Here is a 14,350-nt window from a genome sequence, read left to right as displayed (position 1 = left end):
GGATAAACTGACCCGTGCCGAGGCCAATCTGATTGGCGCTGTCTATAACGACAAGCTCAACCCGGGGCTGGCCAGCGAGATCCTGCGCGAGCTCAACCGGCTGCCCAGCAACCGGGTGACCGAATGGCTCAAGCGCTGGTGCCGGCGCAGTGCCTTGCTCAATTTCCGGATCTGATCGCCCGCTGATGGAGGCCCGATATGGATGACTGGTTGCGATCTGCTCCGGCAACCCTGCAGGCGGTGCGCGAACTGCGCAACCGGCTGGCACAGGGACTCTCCCTGTTTCAGGTCTCCCCAAAGGATCAAGCCAACTGGCTGCTCTGTTTCAGTGAGCTGGCCACCAATAGCGTCAAACACACAGCGCCTCCTGCGACCCGGCTCTGGCTCACGCTGAAAGAGGATGAAACGGGCTTGAGTCTGATACTGGAGGATGATGGCGGTCCGCAACCCGGTCTTGCCAGTGCGCCGTTACCCGATGAGCTGCAGGAGGGGGGATACGGGCTGGCGCTGGTGCACCAGCTGTTTGCCGAGGTGCACTTCTCTCGCGACGGTGAGCGCAATCGCGTGACCCTTCGCCAGCAGGGCCCGGTCAACCAGCTGCCGGTGATCGCGGTGATCGACGATGACAAGGTGATGCGTGCCCTGCTCACCGCCTATCTCCATGAGCACTACCGGGTTGAAAGTTATGCCGACTCCCATGCCGCCCTGCTGGCGATCGGAAAGCAGCCCCCCGCACTGGTGCTCTCCGATATCGAGATGGAGGGGATCGATGGCTTTGGGCTGCGCCAGCAGTTGATGAAGGATCCCAAGATGAAGGGGGTGCCCTTTATCTTCCTGACCGGGCATCAGGATCAGTGGACCCAGAGTCGGGCAGGGGCTCTGGGGATCGATGATTTTCTGGTCAAACCCATCACCAAGCAGGACCTGTTGCTGGCGGTCTCGCGGGTGCTGCAACGCTCACAACAGCTCAAGTCACAATGGGGCGAGCAGCTGGATCAGCGCATGACCTCGGCGCTGCGCCCGCTATTGCCCACCACCTCGATAGGAGGATACCAGCTGGCCTTGCAAACCCGTGCTGCCACCGTGGGGGGCGGGGACTTTCTGCTGGTCAAGGAGCGGGTGTTGTGGCTCGGGGATGTGATGGGCCACGATGCAGAAGCCAAGTTTTTTGCTCATGCCTATGCCGGTTATCTGCGTGGCTTGCTGACGGCGCACGATCTGGAGCGCGCCCCCGCCCGCTTGCTGACCATCTTGTCCAATGCTGTTCACAGTGATCCGCTCCTCGGGGCTACCCTGCTCACCACCCTCTGCATTGAACTCGGCAACGAGGGGCGGGTGCAGTGGGCCAGCGCGGGTCACCCGGCGCCCTGGCTGGTTGGGCCCGGCACCATCCGTCAGGTCGGCGTGACCGGCCCCTTGCCCGGTTTGCGTCCGGATCCCCATTTCGTGACCAATGAGCGTCAGCTCAAGCCCGGCGAGATCCTGCTGTTCTGGACCGACGGCCTGCTCGATAGCCGTGATGCCGCAGAGCGCCAGCGCTGGGAGTCGCAGCTAAAAGAGATCTGCCTGACTTCGGGGCCCGGTCTTGAGCAACTGGCTCATCGCATCGCCCGCTGGTTTGATGAACGCATCAATGATGCCGCCCTCGATGACATGACCCTCTTGCTGGTCGCCTGTCCCGGCGCCTGATCCTGCCCCTCTTTGCCTGACTGGCCCGCTCTATGCAGCGCCTCATTTCAGGTGGCATGGAGCCACGGGAGGAGGGCCTTATGTTACCCATGCAGCAGATCTGGCTGGCCATCGATGCACGTCAGGTCGGTGGAATAGAAGTTCACATTATCCATCTCGCCAACGATCTGCTGGCCAGGGGATTTCGCCCCACCATAGTGCTGGTGAGCAACCATGGCATGACCCCGTTTACGACCCTGCTCAAACAGCAGGGCTTGCCTTACGAGGTGTGCCACAACAGCCGCGATTTTATGCGCCGTCTGGCCCGCCAGCCTGCTTCTGTGCTGATCCATACCCACGGCTACAAGGCCGGGGTGCTGGGGCGGCTGACAGCCTGGTTCACCGGTAAATCGGTGGTCTCGACTTTTCACAGTGGAGATGACGGGGAGGGGTTGCTGAAGTTTTACAGCTGGCTGGATCGCACTACAGCGCGTTTTGCGAAGTGTATTGCAGTAAGCGAGCCCATCGCTCGCAAATTGCCTGTGCCGAGCACGGTGATCAGCAACTTTGTCCCCATGCCTGCGACGCCGGCTACGGTAACTGGCAACCGGATTGCCTTTGTCGGCCGCCTCTCGCCGGAAAAGGGGCCGGAGGCATTCTGCCAGCTGGCCGCCTTCTGCCCGGACGGGGCGTTTCATCTCTACGGGGATGGCCCCATGAAAAGCGCTTTGTTGCAGCAGTATGGTGATCGCGTCCAGCTTCATGGTTTCCAGAACATGGCCAATGAGTGGCACAACATCGACCTGCTCTGCATCACCTCCCGCTTTGAAGGGTTGCCGCTGGTGGCCCTGGAGGCGATGGCTCACGGCATACCGGTTTGTACCTTTGCGGTGGGGGGGCTGGTCAATCTGATCGACCATAAATCCAATGGCTGGCTGGTGGAGCCCGGCCATGTGCGGGATATGGCGGAGCTGGTCAACTACTGGCTACGCAGCGATGGGGTGGTGCGCAGCAAAATGAGTCAGGCGGCCCGCAACACCATAGCCCGTGGGTACAGCGTCAACAACAGAGTGACCGATATTCTGGCTGTCTACGGCGCCTGAATCCCCAAGGGGAAACCCGCCAAAAACGAGTGGCCGCTGGCTACTCGTTTTTTTATGTGCCGGTGTTAGGGGGAGCAGGGGGCGGATTGCTTCGGTGATCACGTAACGCTCGGGTTTCTGCGGTTGGTCAAGCGGACATCAGGCCTGCGGATGGATGGGGCCAGATGATGGCGATCAGATCGCTGACTTCTCGGTGATCACCATTGATGTGCCACAAGGATGCGCTATAAAAAAGGCCATTGCAGTGGCAATGGCCTGATGGGCGTTGAGATATGGTTGAGGTCGGCGCGGCTGGATTAGCGCCCCTTTTTGCCAACCATGATGGCGATCGTCTTGCCGATGATATGTACATCCTGCACCAGCCAGCGCCAGGGGTGGAGCAGGGCGACCGAGTAGGCCAGATCGAACGCCAGCTTGCTGCGCACATCATCGAGCGACTCGTCGTAACCCTGATTGACCTGTGCCAGACCGGTAATGCCGGGGGCCACTTCATAGGTGCGTTCGATAAAGTACGGCACCGCATCTTCCAGCCGGTTGGCGATCCCGGGCCGCTCCGGGCGGGGTCCGATCAGTGACATCTCCCCCTTGAGCACATTGATAAACTGCGGCAGCTCATCGAGCCGGGTTTTGCGCAGAAAGTCGCCGCTGCGGGTGATCCGGCTGTCCCCCTTGCCACACCAGACCGGCCCGGTGGTCGCCTCGGCGTCGGCGCGCATGGTGCGAAACTTGATCATGAAAAAGAGCTCGGTATGGGTGGCGTGGCTGCGCCCGATCCGCAGCTGACGAAAGAACACCGGGCCCGGGCTATCGAGTCGGATGGCCAGCATGATCAGTGGCCACAGCGGCAGCGTCAGCAGCAGGCCAAGAGTGGCACCGAGCAGATCCATGCTGCGTTTGACCACCAGGGTCAATCTTGGAATGGGGTGTGTCATACGGTTTTCTCCTGTGACATGAAACGTATGGGGGCGCGCAGGCAGTAGCGCAGGGTGCCCATGCCGTTGTACCAGTGTCCGAGTACCAGATAGTGGATCTTGCGAAACAGATTGGGCCAGGGGTGCACAGGGGTCAGCTGGATCAAGATGACCAGCAGATACCCCAGCAGTTGCAGCCCCAGCAGCAGTTGAAATAGCAGGGATTGGGTGGCCAGCGGGATGGCGCAGAGCCAGAGCAGGGTCAGGCAGAGCGGCATCAACACCCGCAGCCCCTTGCCACTGGCAAAGTTGAAGGCAACCCAGCCGAACTTGGGGTGCAGCAGGGGCAGTAACCGCAACAGCTGCTGGGTATTGCCGGCCCCGATCCGCTTGCGCCGTGTCGCCTCCAGCGCGGCATTGGAAACTTCCAGCTCCAGTGCGGCGCAGCGATTGTCATAGACAGCGCGATACCCCTTGGCGATGGCCTGCATCGGCAAGATAAAATCGTCGTTGATGGTATCGGCGGCCAGCGGGGTGAGGCACTCCCGGCGCATCATGTAAAAGGCCCCGTGAGCCCCCAGCATGCCGCCAAGGGCCGACTCGCAGAGCTTGATCTGGCTTTGATAGTGCCAGTAACTCTCCTCGCCCTGTGAGCCCGGTTGCCAGAAGCGGTACGCTTCCCCGACCACCCCTACCTTGGGATCGGCAAAATGGGCGACCGCCAGCAGCAGGCTGTCGATAGGCAGCAGGGCCGAGACATCGGTGAGGGCTACCAGATCGCTGTGCACCCGGGTCATGGCCTCGTTGAGCACGGCGACCTTGCCGCGATTGCGGGGGTGATCAAACAGCCTGATCTGCAACTGCTGCAGGGCGGGATCACCGAGCTGGCTGAGCGCAATGGGGTAGCTGTTGTCGCTGCAGCCGTCGAAATGCACATGCACCCACAGCTTGTCGGCGGGGTAATCGAGGCTGGCGAGGTTTTGCAGCTTGGCCGCGATGGTCGCCGCCTCGTTGTAGACCGGCATCAGCAGGGTGATGGTCGGCAGCGCCTCATCGGCGGCCTCTGCTTTGAATCCCCGGTCCAGGGGGCGGGGCGGATTGGCTACCTTGCGCGCCTGCCGACCACTGAATTTGAGCAGCAGGGGATAGCCGACATGGTGGTAGACCACCAGTACAGCGCACAGCCAGAACACGATCATGATCCATTCCATGGGATGCTCCTCTGGTCATCGGGTCGCTTGATCAGCGGCTGTAGAGCTGCTGATAGGCCTGAGCCATCCGGCTCAAGCTGCCTTGCTGGCACACAAATTCTCGGGTGACGGCACGCAGGCTATGGCACTGCAGCAACCCTTGTGCCAGAAGCTGGGCAAGGCGGTCGGGATCCCGCTCCGACAGGATATGGCCGCTGGCCTGGCAGACCATCTCTCTGGCCGCCCCCACATCGCTCATCACCACCGGCACCCCGCAGGCCTGCGCTTCCAGCACGCAGAGCGGCATCCCCTCCGCCAGCGAGGGGAGGCAGAAGAGATCCAGCCCCTGATAGAAGCGCGGCATGTCTTCGACCAGCCCCAGAAAATGGACCCGATGGGCGATCCCCAGCTGCTGACACTGTTGTTGCAACGCATTTTGCAAACTGCCGACCCCAGCCAACGCAAGATGCACCTCCTCCGGCAGGGTGCGGATCGCCTCCAGCAGCAAGGTGTGACCCTTGACCGACTCAAGGCGGGCGGCGCAGCCAATCAACCTGACCCCTTGCGGCAACCCCATCACCTGACGGGCGAGGGTGGCGGCGCCAGGAGCAAAACGCTGCTCATCAATGCCATTGGGGATCACCGTTGGCGACAGCTGGCCCAGCTTGGCCAGCAGCTGGTTGGCGACCGGTGTGGCATCGGCCACCAGGAGCGGTTTGAAGGCGCGCAGCCCCCACAGGGCCAGCGTGCGCTGATGGGGATCATCGAGATACCAGGCATCGTGCTCGGTGTGTACCAGGGTGGGCACCCGGACCAGCCGACTGGCGAGGCCGCCATAGAGCATGGGCCCCAGATGGTGGGTATGCACCGCGCCCGGCTTGAGCTGGCGCAGCAATCGGGTGAGCCGCCAGAGGGTTGCGAGCGACCAGCCAGCGGGCTTTTCCAGGCAGTGAAGATGGTCTGCGAAGGGATGCAGGGCCGGCCATGCCCTTAGCACATCCGCTGTGCGCCCTTCGAGGGAGATGATATGCACTGGCTGCTCGGCCGGGCTCGCCTGCGTGAGGTTGAGCACCATGGTCTCCAGCCCGCCGGGCTGCAGGTGCTGCACTATTTGAACGATGGCGCTCCCGCGGGGATGGGGTTTGTGCGACGGGGTTGATGACAACATGGTTCGCGCTCCGGCAAGGGAAGGGGTGGCACCCCGGATAGCGGGAGAATGCGAATCTTGTACCACTCTTGCGATCTGCTCACAGAGGCGATCAGCTCCTCTGGTGGCACTGCCTTTGCATCGTGCGGGGGGAGGGCCTTTCTCAGGGAGTGATGCCATGCCTGTCCAGTTCTATTACAACCTCTACATCATTCTCTTTGCCGCCTGGCGCCGTCGCTATCTGCTGGTGATCCCGGTACTGGTGATGCCGCTGGTGGGCGTCACGGTTGGCCTGCTCACCCCCAAGGAGTATGAGAGCCGCACCACCTTTATGGTGCCGCAAGATGCCAACCAGACCCCGACCCTCAAGGATCTGATCACTCAGGAGAGTCTCAAGGATCGCTTTGCGGTGCTCGAAGCCCTGCTGCGCAGCCGTTATGTACTGGACGGGGTGGCGCGGGATCGCGGTCTGGTCAATGACGAGACCCCCCCAGCTCAGCGCGATGCCATCATGGACTGGCTCTCGAGTGCCGTCTCGCTGCGGCTGATTGGCGATGAGGTGATTGAGATAAAGGTCAAAGCGGATTCGGCGGCCAACAGCGCCGGGCTGCTCGAAGCCATTTCGCGGCGCTTTTTCTTCAACCTGCTCAGCAAGGGGCGCCAGTCGGCGGAGTCGTCCGAACGTTTCCTGCAAAGCCAGCTCGACAGCCGCCGCAGCGAACTGCAAGAGGCCGAGCAGCTGCTCGCCGATTTTAAACGGGAGCATGCCAGCGCCTTGCCCCAGCAGCAGAGTACCAACGTCGCCCGTCTCTATGGCTTGCAGGAGCGTTATGCCGAGAGCCTGATCACCTTGCAGCAGGCCAAGGCCCGGGTCGATCAGCTATCGCTGGGGCAGGAGAGCCAGCTGGCCCGCCAGCTGGATGAGAAGCTGCAGCTGATGCGCACCGAGCTGGTGTTGCTGCGGGCCCGCTACAGCGACGAGCACAGCAAGGTGCAGAGTCTGCGCTATCAGATTGATCAGTTGCAGCAGGAGTTTGAACAGCTCAAATCCCAGCCGGATATGGCCCGTGGGCCCGAGTGGCAGTTGGCCCAGACGCAGCTGACGGAGGCGGAGCAAAACGCCGCCGGCCTGAAGAACCAGCTGGATGGGCTGGACAAGGTGGTCGACTCCCAGGGCGATACCGAACGCCAACTCGCCGAGCTGGAGCGGGATCTGGCGGTCAAACGCACCCTCTATCAGGATTTGCTGCTGCGCTATGAGAAGGCCAAGGTGACTGGCGATCTGGGCAACTTCGAGCAGGGGGAGCGGATCAAGGTGATCGACAAACCCTTTGCCCCCAGCAAGCCGAGCAACTACCCGCTCTGGCTGTTTTTGCTGGCGGGCATTGTTGGCGGGTTGGGGCTGGGCTGCGGTCTGGCGCTGGTGGCCGAACTGGCGGATGCCAGCCTGCGCCGCTCCGATCAGCTGGCCGCCCTGGTCAAGGCGCCGGTGCTAAGCCGCATTCCCTACTGCGAGCCGGTGCCGGACTATCCATCCAATAGTGATCATGCGCTGGATGGGCAGGTGTTGCCCTTGTCACCAGAGCCGGGGTGATTGCCGTCAAAGCAGGCTGCCAGCCGGAATCTGGATATTTCTGAAAAGGCCTTGTGATAAGGCCTTTTTTATATCTCACAGATGGCTAACTATTTATTGTTACTTGCCTATAACAGAGGGGTGTTGCTTTATATTACATACTGCAACTTATCTTATTATTTCTTGGCAAGGGTGATAGATGTTGCATTTTCTATTTTAGTTTCTTGACTGTAGTCTTACCTAATGGTAGTGGTAAAGCTAATGCAACTTTTTATTTGCTCATGAACAAACTATGAGCTGATTGGCTCTGAAATCGTTATTTAAGTTATTTATTGATGTTGGTAAGGCACTGTTTTGGTGAGGCTAGATGTAAGGGGTTGCTTACATATTTATAGTTTTTCTAATCAATTCTCTAGGTAAATAAAAATGGGTAAATGGGTAACAACAAATACAGCGTTCACTTCGTTTTTAAGTGACCGCGTTGGATACAAATCTGGATTGGCTCTTTCGAGAGACGAAATGGTCGATCTTTTAGATAAGAGTGATCCTTTGTTGAACATTATTAAAAATGATAATGAAAAACTTGTGCGTATACCGACAGATCAGATTGAAGATTCCTTTCAGATTATCTTGTGCCGACTGGGGGTCATAGAACAACCATTTGTTGGGCATGGTCCCACACTTCTCAAGTTTGAGTTTCTCAATAATCCTGAGCAGCAATTTTTACTTCAACAAGTGCTCCAGCATTTGGGTGAAAACCACTTCGATAGAGGCCACAAATCCATATTTGATAACTTTGACGAGCAACAGTTTTTTATAAAAATAAAAGAAAAATATGGGGTTATGGCATGTTCTATTAGCCAAAGATTGGTAAAATTGATAAAGGATAGTGAGGAAGCTAGTCCTTGGGATTGGCTTAGTGCAAGAGTTATGGAATGGAAATCTCCAATTGAACTAAAAGAGTTGTTTGAAAGTGAGTCTCTCAACGCAATGTATGGACGTTTTCTGGATCAGAGGTATATAAATTATCTGGCAGAGAATCCAGACAAGTTATCTAGTATGAATTGGAGAAAATTTGAGGCTCTAACTGCAGAGTACTTTGAAAGGTCTGGTTACAGAGTAGAGATTGGTGAGGGAAGAAATGATGGGGGCGTTGATATTAGGGTTTGGGGTCAGGTCGATAATAAAAGTCTCGCTCCTGTAACCTTAGTCCAATGTAAGCGTACTAAGTCTAAAATTGATAAAGTTCTTGTTAAATCATTATGGGCTGATGTTGTGGATGAAAATGCAAGTAGTGGGGTGATTGTTACTACATCATATTTTTCTCCGGGAGCAAGCCAGGTTTGCAAGGCCAGAAAATATCCAATTCGCGAAGCCAATAGAGATACAGTAATGAGTTGGCTGAAAGAGCTTAAAAAAACAGGCCGTGGTGTATTTATGGGGGAGTGATTCACCAAAAATACATTAAGAGTAATCGCTAACTCTTGATATTGTTAGCTCCTTGGCTGTAGGTTATAAGTGTAGAGGGATGTGTATGAATATATGGCGTCTGATAGCGCATCACCAAAATGCATTAGAATCAATCGAGCTCATGAAAGATGTAGGTTGTATTGCAATTGGTTGGTCGGATATTGGAGATCTATCGGAGATTAACCCAGGCAATCAAGCAGAAATAACAAATTTAATTAATATGAAATATCCTGAGTTAGGTAATGCCCATTTAGGTGGGCCAAGTCTATGGCATCTTTATAGAAAAATGGAGATAGGTGACTTTGTTATAGTTAATGCTCATAGTCGGCGTAATTGTGTGTTTGAGATATCAGGGGATTACTTTTTTAATATGAATGAACCTATCCTTGGATATATGCATCAACGTTCGGTAATTCTTACTGAAATCGATGCTGAAAAATTGTGGCAAGAATGTGGCGCAAATGTGCAGAAGGGGCAAAACATTCGTTGGACACTAGCAAGTTGTCATTTATCTACTAGTGCTGGGGAAATGATACTTGTTGAGGGTGCACGAGTTTCAGTATCATCAACAGCGATCGAGCGTAACCCAATAGCAAGGCGAAAATGCATCGAGCATTACGGATATACCTGTGCTGCTTGTGGGATTAACATGGAAAGAAAATATGGATTTATCGGTAAAGAATACATACATGTACATCATCGATCAGACTTAGCATTGAAGAATGGGGTTCATACAGTCGATCCGATCGAAGATTTAATTCCATTATGTCCTAACTGTCACGCAATGATTCACAGAGAAGTACCAGCAATGCCGTTAGAAAAACTTAAAAAAGCACTCACAGGAAATTCTTAGTATATGTCTCGAAAGGAATTTCAACGTGTAGCGTTCCTAATTCACAGTAGCCAAAGTGGTTCTTGTGTTGGGAGAGATATGTAGGCACCTTATCGACAATAACTTAGTTGTCAGATAGTGATCACTCAGGTTTTGATCATTTAGGATAGACAGGCCTTAGCCTCGGCAAAAAATCAGGGAGCCATAGCTCCCTAATCGCAACACACGGGGGGATAAATCAGCCGATGGCGGGTGCCAGTTGCCCGTTGGCGGGCTGCAGGCGTCCCTGATTACGGCGCTGATAGCGCCAGGCCAGCAGTAGCGGCATACCGAGCAGCAGCTGGGCGGCCAGCGGGATCTCCTCGATGGGGGCGGCCAGTGCACCTTCCGGAATAATGCCCCCTTCAATTTCGGCAGCCAGTTTGAGCTCCAGCGCATTGCCAAAGTCGGCAAAGGTGGTGGCATTGATCACAAATGCATCCTGACCGCCCGCCACGTTCTCCACATACCACTCTTGCAGTACCCCATCGGCATAGTCCTGACCTATGGTGATGCCGTTGATGGTATCGATGCCTGAGGCGAGCAGTTGATCCCGCACGGTAGAGGTATCCAGCCCGTTGTTCTGGATACCGTCACCCGACACATCCATCACCTGGCGGGCGGCGGTGTAGTTGTTGGTATCAAACTGCTGGGCACCAAAGGCCATGGCCGAACCGGGGGCCGTCATCCCCGCATAGGGGCGTACCAGGGCATCCAGGGTGGCGGCGAAGTTGTTGATGGAGGTCATGTCGTAGAGGTGGAACCAGTCGGTCATCACGCTCTGCTGGGTCGAGCCGCTCCACATCACCATCTGTACCGCAATGGACCCCAGCTTGTCGCCACTGGTGTCGAGGATGGCGCTCTGTACATCCTGGCTGTAAAAGGCGTCCACATAGCCCTGTAATTGCAGATTGAATTCCGATGAACTGACGCTGCCCGACACATCCATCAGCAGTTGCAGTTCGGTATCGACTTCGGTCAAGGCGTATGCGGGGGAGGTTACCAATAACATCCCCAGCAGCCCTGCCAACGGTTTGAGTTTCATTGCCCACTCCTTCTCCTTGGCGCTAGTGCCAGCAGGGGGAATGAATAAAGCGTGCCAGCTTTGTTGCATCCTCTGACTTGGCTTGGTCCGGGTGAGGCTGGGCAGGCATGGAACTTGCGACAGCGGTCAAAAGCGCTGATAACCGGCAGGAGTTGCGATGGAGATCCGTCCCTGGCAGTGGGCACCCAACTGGCTGCTACTTGGTTTGGCCAATCAGTGGGGCATGGTGTGGCTCAATATGGGTCACTTCAACCTGCTGGTGGTGTTGCTGATTGCTATCTGGTGGCAAATTGCATCGCGGGTTGCACCGAGCTGGCGTCCGCATCCACTGGCGCTCGCCCTCTTTATCCTGCTGATCCTGATCCCCAGCGCCAGTTGCAAGGCGCTGGCCTGTCTGCTGTTGGTGGCCTCGCTATGGCGCCGTCATCAGAGTGGCGATGAGCGGGCGGTGTTGCAGATTGTGCTCGCCTTTACCGTGGCGGTGTTGTGGGGGCAGCAGGTGTTTGCCCTGCTCTCCGGCCCTGTGCTGGCCCTCGATGCCTGGGGGGTAGGCCAGTGGTTGCAGCTGCTGGGCTGGGAGACTCGCCTTGATGGCAATCGCATCGAGCGGTTGGGGGGCCATGCGCTGATTGTGCTCAAGGGGTGCTCCTCGTTTTCTCAACTCTATCTGGTGGTGCTCTCCTGGCTGGTCTCCTGCTGCTGGCTGGCACCGGAGCGCCCACTCTACCGGCAGTGGCCCATGTTGCTGCTGGTTTGCCTGCTCTATATCGGGGCCAATCAGCTGCGGCTGGTGCTGATGAGCCTGGATCTGCGCTGGTATGGCTGGCTGCATACCGGCTCGCTGGCCCAGCTCTACCAGTGGGCCATCATGTTGCTGGTGATGACCATCCTCTTTATCCGGGGACACCGTGATGCATCTATCTAGGGGATATCTGTTGCTGTTGCTGGTGGCGCTGCTCAGTGCTGCCGCCATGGGGTGGCGTTATCAGAACCGGGCAGTTAACGAGGGGGCCAAGCCCATGCTGATGGAGCTGGTCCAGTTGGGATGGCGCTTGCGGGTGGCTACGCCGGTATTGGGCGGCACCTATGTCAGCTATCAGCTGGCCCATCCCCGCTGTGACGGCCTGTTGCAGGCCATGCTGGTGGCGCCGGATAGCGAGGCGATGTCAGTGACGCTGGCGGGTGAAGGGATGAGTCAGGGGGTGATGTTTTTAGGCAAGCTGCACCAGAGTCCGCCGCTGCTCTCGTACCGTCTTACCCAGGGTTGGCGCAAATTGTGGGGGCTGACCCCTTATCCCCTCTATCGGGTGGCCTTGCCGACCACCTGCCTCGGCCTTATTGCGCCGCCGCTGGCGTGACAGCCCCCGGTTCACCGTTTGGCAGAATGCGGATCAGCAAGGTATTGGGGGCCAGCATGGGGTCATAGCGGGGCTCCAGCTCAATGGCGCGAGCTCCCAGCAAGCGTGTCAGGGCAGTCAGTCGCACGCTTGCCATTCGCGCACTCTCCAGCATGTCGGTTTGCAACCCGGGGCCGCTTATCAGCGCAATCCGTGCCGGATCCTTGCGTCCCAAAAACTGATGCAACTGCTGCTCCTGATCCGTCGGTAGTTGCGTCTCCGCTTGCTGGTACTGCAGTTGCAACTGGGGCTGTTCGGCCATTTGCTGTTCCCGCAACTGGTTGAGGATTGGCAGGGTCTCATTGACCGGCTCCTGACGGGCGCAACCGGTGAGGATCAGCAGCGGCAGCATCAGGGGCAACAGGCGGCGCAAGGCGGTGCCTTTGGCTGTAGAGCGGGGAGTCTGGTTGGCCATACGCAGTTACTTCAGGAGGATGAGTTGGCACCAGTTTGCAATGTTTTCAATCCCTTGGCCAGTTGTTCAATCTCGCGGCGCCACTGGATCCAGGCGGCAGAGGGCAGTTGCTCTGCCACCTGCCAGCGGGTCGGCAGCTGATCCCGCAGGCGCTCCAGCAGCAGGGCGGCGTCCACCTGATAGCGGGCCTCCTGCTCCAGCCAGGCGAGCCAGCGCAGATCCTCGATGGCTTGCTGCAACAGCAACAGATCGTGGGAGAGGCGGTGCGCCTCGCAGGCTTGCGGGCCGAGCAGCATAAAGTCGCTCTCCCGCCCATCGGTGGGGTCATAGGGCAGGGCGGTGGGCATGCGGCCATGCCATTGTAAATAGCCCTCGGCGCCGCTTTGCCACAGATAGAACCCGGCGGCTCTCGGGGTGCCCAAATTGTAAAACCAGGGGATGACCTTGTGCTGACGCACCCGCGCCACATCGGCCTTGTCGGCGCCAAAGCCTGCGTTGATCAGGGCAATCTCCACCTCTGCCAGCAGACCAACCTGATCCGGGTGATTGAAGTGGCCCGCGCGGATCACCGTCGGATCCCGCCGTTTCATCTCCCGCGCCAGGCTGGTAATGGCAGGCAGGGTGGCAAGGTCCGGCTCATCAAACAGGCTCCATGCCAGTGGGGGCAAGCCGGTGGCGGTCAGCCCCTGTTGCCGCGCCTGCCACTGCTCAAGCTGGCTGGCAGGGTCTCCCCCCCAGCGTTTGAGCGGTGTATAGGCCAGCAGGGGCGGCAAAAAACCGAGCCCGGCCGCCTCTCCCATGATCTCCCGCATCCCCGCCTCATCTTGTGGCAGGGCGGGCGAGAGGCCGCTGATCCCGAGCTTGGCGAGCCGCTCCAGATCGCAGCGACTGGCCTCGGCGATCTGCTCTTTTAACACCTCGGGGTTGGGGCTCAGCCAATTCAGATAAGGGGGCGCTTCGACATAGATGCCGACCGGCTTACTGGCCGCGGGCAGGGTCAGCGGCAGTACCTCGATAGTCAGTGGCAGCTGCACCAGTTGCTGTTGGCTGAGCAGCTGAATATTGCCGAGATAGCGCCCCGCCGGCGCATCGCGTGGGACGGTGATCTGCAGCACCAGACGCCGGGGCACGTCTGCCTGCAGAGTGAGCCCGGCGATCCCCTCGACCAGCTCCTGGTCCGAGGGGGCCAGCAGGGTGCCGCTCGCCTGCGGGCGAACCAGATGCCACTTGCCGTAATAGGGGGTCAGCGCCAGCGGCGATCCTGCCTGCTCGGGGGGCTGGATCACCAGCAAGGGTGCCGGATCGTCGGTGGCGGTGTGGATGGCAAACTCCAGCAGCAGCTGGCTGCCACGGGCGGCCAGCACGGGTTGTGCAGCCTGCTTCAACGCATCGGCCGCAGATAGCGGGGCGATCTGCAGGGTTGGGGCGGCATCCGGAATGGGCGTGAGGCTCAGTTGCTGCGAAGCTGGGGTTGGGGTTGGGGAATAGGGGGCCAGAGTCCATTTTTCCAAAAACAGCTGGCGCTGCTTGGTCAGCACGCTTGTGGTAGCGTCAGCCAAT

The 14,350-nt window shown here is 58.0% G+C and carries 12 protein-coding genes and 1 pseudogene; 7 read left to right on the top strand and 6 right to left on the bottom strand.

Annotated features, from left to right (window positions below):
- The first annotated feature begins 198 nt into the window (after nt 1-198).
- Nucleotides 199-1,689, top strand: a complete 1,491-nt coding sequence (locus tag DBR30_RS17140) for a SpoIIE family protein phosphatase (RefSeq protein WP_108539700.1) — start codon at nt 199-201, stop codon at nt 1,687-1,689.
- 80 nt (nt 1,690-1,769) lie between these two features.
- On the top strand, nt 1,770-2,771 hold the full coding sequence (locus DBR30_RS17135) for a glycosyltransferase family 4 protein (RefSeq protein ID WP_069527367.1): 1,002 nt from the start codon (nt 1,770-1,772) through the stop codon (nt 2,769-2,771).
- A gap of 296 nt (nt 2,772-3,067) precedes the next feature.
- On the opposite strand, the gene DBR30_RS17130 is transcribed toward DBR30_RS17135, so the two are convergent.
- Genes DBR30_RS17130 through DBR30_RS17120 form a run of 3 tightly spaced genes read right to left on the bottom strand, consistent with a single transcriptional unit; the run spans nt 3,068 to nt 6,040 of the window.
- Nucleotides 3,068-3,703: a sugar transferase gene (locus DBR30_RS17130; protein ID WP_108539698.1), complete on the bottom strand. Its 636-nt coding sequence runs from the start codon at nt 3,701-3,703 to the stop codon at nt 3,068-3,070.
- Entirely contained in the window at nt 3,700-4,893 is a 1,194-nt protein-coding gene (locus tag DBR30_RS17125; RefSeq protein ID WP_108539695.1) for a glycosyltransferase family 2 protein, read from the bottom strand. Before DBR30_RS17125 ends, DBR30_RS17130 begins: the two co-directional genes overlap by 4 nt.
- Before the next feature lie 31 nt (nt 4,894-4,924).
- Complete coding sequence (locus tag DBR30_RS17120; protein ID WP_108539692.1) at nt 4,925-6,040, bottom strand: glycosyltransferase; 1,116 nt, start codon at nt 6,038-6,040, stop codon at nt 4,925-4,927.
- A gap of 157 nt (nt 6,041-6,197) precedes the next feature.
- On the opposite strand from DBR30_RS17120, the gene DBR30_RS17115 reads away from it, so the two are divergent.
- The 3 genes from DBR30_RS17115 to DBR30_RS17105 all read left to right on the top strand — a co-directional run bounded on the left by DBR30_RS17115 (nt 6,198) and on the right by DBR30_RS17105 (nt 9,915).
- A complete protein-coding gene (locus DBR30_RS17115) occupies nt 6,198-7,613 on the top strand; it encodes a GumC family protein (RefSeq protein ID WP_108539689.1) in 1,416 nt (471 codons plus the stop codon).
- A 405-nt stretch (nt 7,614-8,018) separates the two neighbouring features.
- The gene (locus tag DBR30_RS17110; RefSeq protein WP_108539686.1) at nt 8,019-9,041 is read left to right on the top strand and encodes a restriction endonuclease; all 1,023 of its coding nucleotides are present in this window, start codon (nt 8,019-8,021) and stop codon (nt 9,039-9,041) included.
- Nucleotides 9,042-9,126: 85 nt separating this feature from the next.
- Nucleotides 9,127-9,915, top strand: a complete 789-nt coding sequence (locus tag DBR30_RS17105) for an HNH endonuclease (RefSeq protein ID WP_108539684.1) — start codon at nt 9,127-9,129, stop codon at nt 9,913-9,915.
- A gap of 217 nt (nt 9,916-10,132) precedes the next feature.
- On the opposite strand, the gene DBR30_RS17100 is transcribed toward DBR30_RS17105, so the two are convergent.
- Entirely contained in the window at nt 10,133-10,978 is an 846-nt protein-coding gene (locus DBR30_RS17100) for a DUF1194 domain-containing protein (protein ID WP_005360138.1), read from the bottom strand.
- Between the two features lie 157 nt (nt 10,979-11,135).
- Here DBR30_RS17100 and DBR30_RS17095 point away from each other — a divergent pair, with 157 nt between their 5' ends.
- The gene (locus DBR30_RS17095; protein ID WP_108539681.1) at nt 11,136-11,903 is read left to right on the top strand and encodes a hypothetical protein; all 768 of its coding nucleotides are present in this window, start codon (nt 11,136-11,138) and stop codon (nt 11,901-11,903) included.
- Nucleotides 11,890-12,336 (top strand): hypothetical protein, encoded by a 447-nt coding sequence (locus DBR30_RS17090; RefSeq protein WP_108588449.1) that lies wholly within the window; start codon nt 11,890-11,892, stop codon nt 12,334-12,336. Before DBR30_RS17095 ends, DBR30_RS17090 begins: the two co-directional genes overlap by 14 nt.
- On the opposite strand, the gene DBR30_RS17085 is transcribed toward DBR30_RS17090, so the two are convergent.
- Both DBR30_RS17085 and DBR30_RS17080 read right to left on the bottom strand, forming a co-directional pair.
- Nucleotides 12,314-12,790 carry a hypothetical protein gene (locus DBR30_RS17085; protein WP_108541118.1) on the bottom strand — a complete coding sequence of 159 codons (477 nt, stop codon included), beginning with the start codon at nt 12,788-12,790 and terminating at the stop codon, nt 12,314-12,316. The genes DBR30_RS17090 and DBR30_RS17085 overlap by 23 nt on opposite strands.
- An 11-nt stretch (nt 12,791-12,801) precedes the next feature.
- A pseudogene (locus DBR30_RS17080) lies at nt 12,802-14,350 on the bottom strand (hypothetical protein); the annotation flags it as partial.

Origin of the sequence: Aeromonas sp. HMWF017 (assembly GCF_003061465.1) — a bacterium.
Lineage (GTDB): Bacteria > Pseudomonadota > Gammaproteobacteria > Enterobacterales > Aeromonadaceae > Aeromonas > Aeromonas veronii.
Note: the sequence above shows the minus strand (reverse complement) of the source record. Positions and strands in the feature narration are given on the sequence as shown.

What these genes read in the sequence shown, in the direction of transcription:
- DBR30_RS17140 (WP_108539700.1), top strand. Translation starts at nt 199, where the DNA reads ATGGATGACTGGTTGCGATCTGCTCCGGCAACCCTGCAGGCGGTGCGC.
- DBR30_RS17135 (WP_069527367.1), top strand. Translation starts at nt 1,770, where the DNA reads ATGTTACCCATGCAGCAGATCTGGCTGGCCATCGATGCACGTCAGGTC.
- DBR30_RS17130 (WP_108539698.1), bottom strand. Translation starts at nt 3,703, where the DNA reads ATGACACACCCCATTCCAAGATTGACCCTGGTGGTCAAACGCAGCATG.
- DBR30_RS17125 (WP_108539695.1), bottom strand. Translation starts at nt 4,893, where the DNA reads ATGGAATGGATCATGATCGTGTTCTGGCTGTGCGCTGTACTGGTGGTC.
- DBR30_RS17120 (WP_108539692.1), bottom strand. Translation starts at nt 6,040, where the DNA reads ATGTTGTCATCAACCCCGTCGCACAAACCCCATCCCCGCGGGAGCGCC.
- DBR30_RS17115 (WP_108539689.1), top strand. Translation starts at nt 6,198, where the DNA reads ATGCCTGTCCAGTTCTATTACAACCTCTACATCATTCTCTTTGCCGCC.
- DBR30_RS17110 (WP_108539686.1), top strand. Translation starts at nt 8,019, where the DNA reads ATGGGTAAATGGGTAACAACAAATACAGCGTTCACTTCGTTTTTAAGT.
- DBR30_RS17105 (WP_108539684.1), top strand. Translation starts at nt 9,127, where the DNA reads ATGAATATATGGCGTCTGATAGCGCATCACCAAAATGCATTAGAATCA.
- DBR30_RS17100 (WP_005360138.1), bottom strand. Translation starts at nt 10,978, where the DNA reads ATGAAACTCAAACCGTTGGCAGGGCTGCTGGGGATGTTATTGGTAACC.
- DBR30_RS17095 (WP_108539681.1), top strand. Translation starts at nt 11,136, where the DNA reads ATGGAGATCCGTCCCTGGCAGTGGGCACCCAACTGGCTGCTACTTGGT.
- DBR30_RS17090 (WP_108588449.1), top strand. Translation starts at nt 11,890, where the DNA reads ATGCATCTATCTAGGGGATATCTGTTGCTGTTGCTGGTGGCGCTGCTC.
- DBR30_RS17085 (WP_108541118.1), bottom strand. Translation starts at nt 12,790, where the DNA reads ATGGCCAACCAGACTCCCCGCTCTACAGCCAAAGGCACCGCCTTGCGC.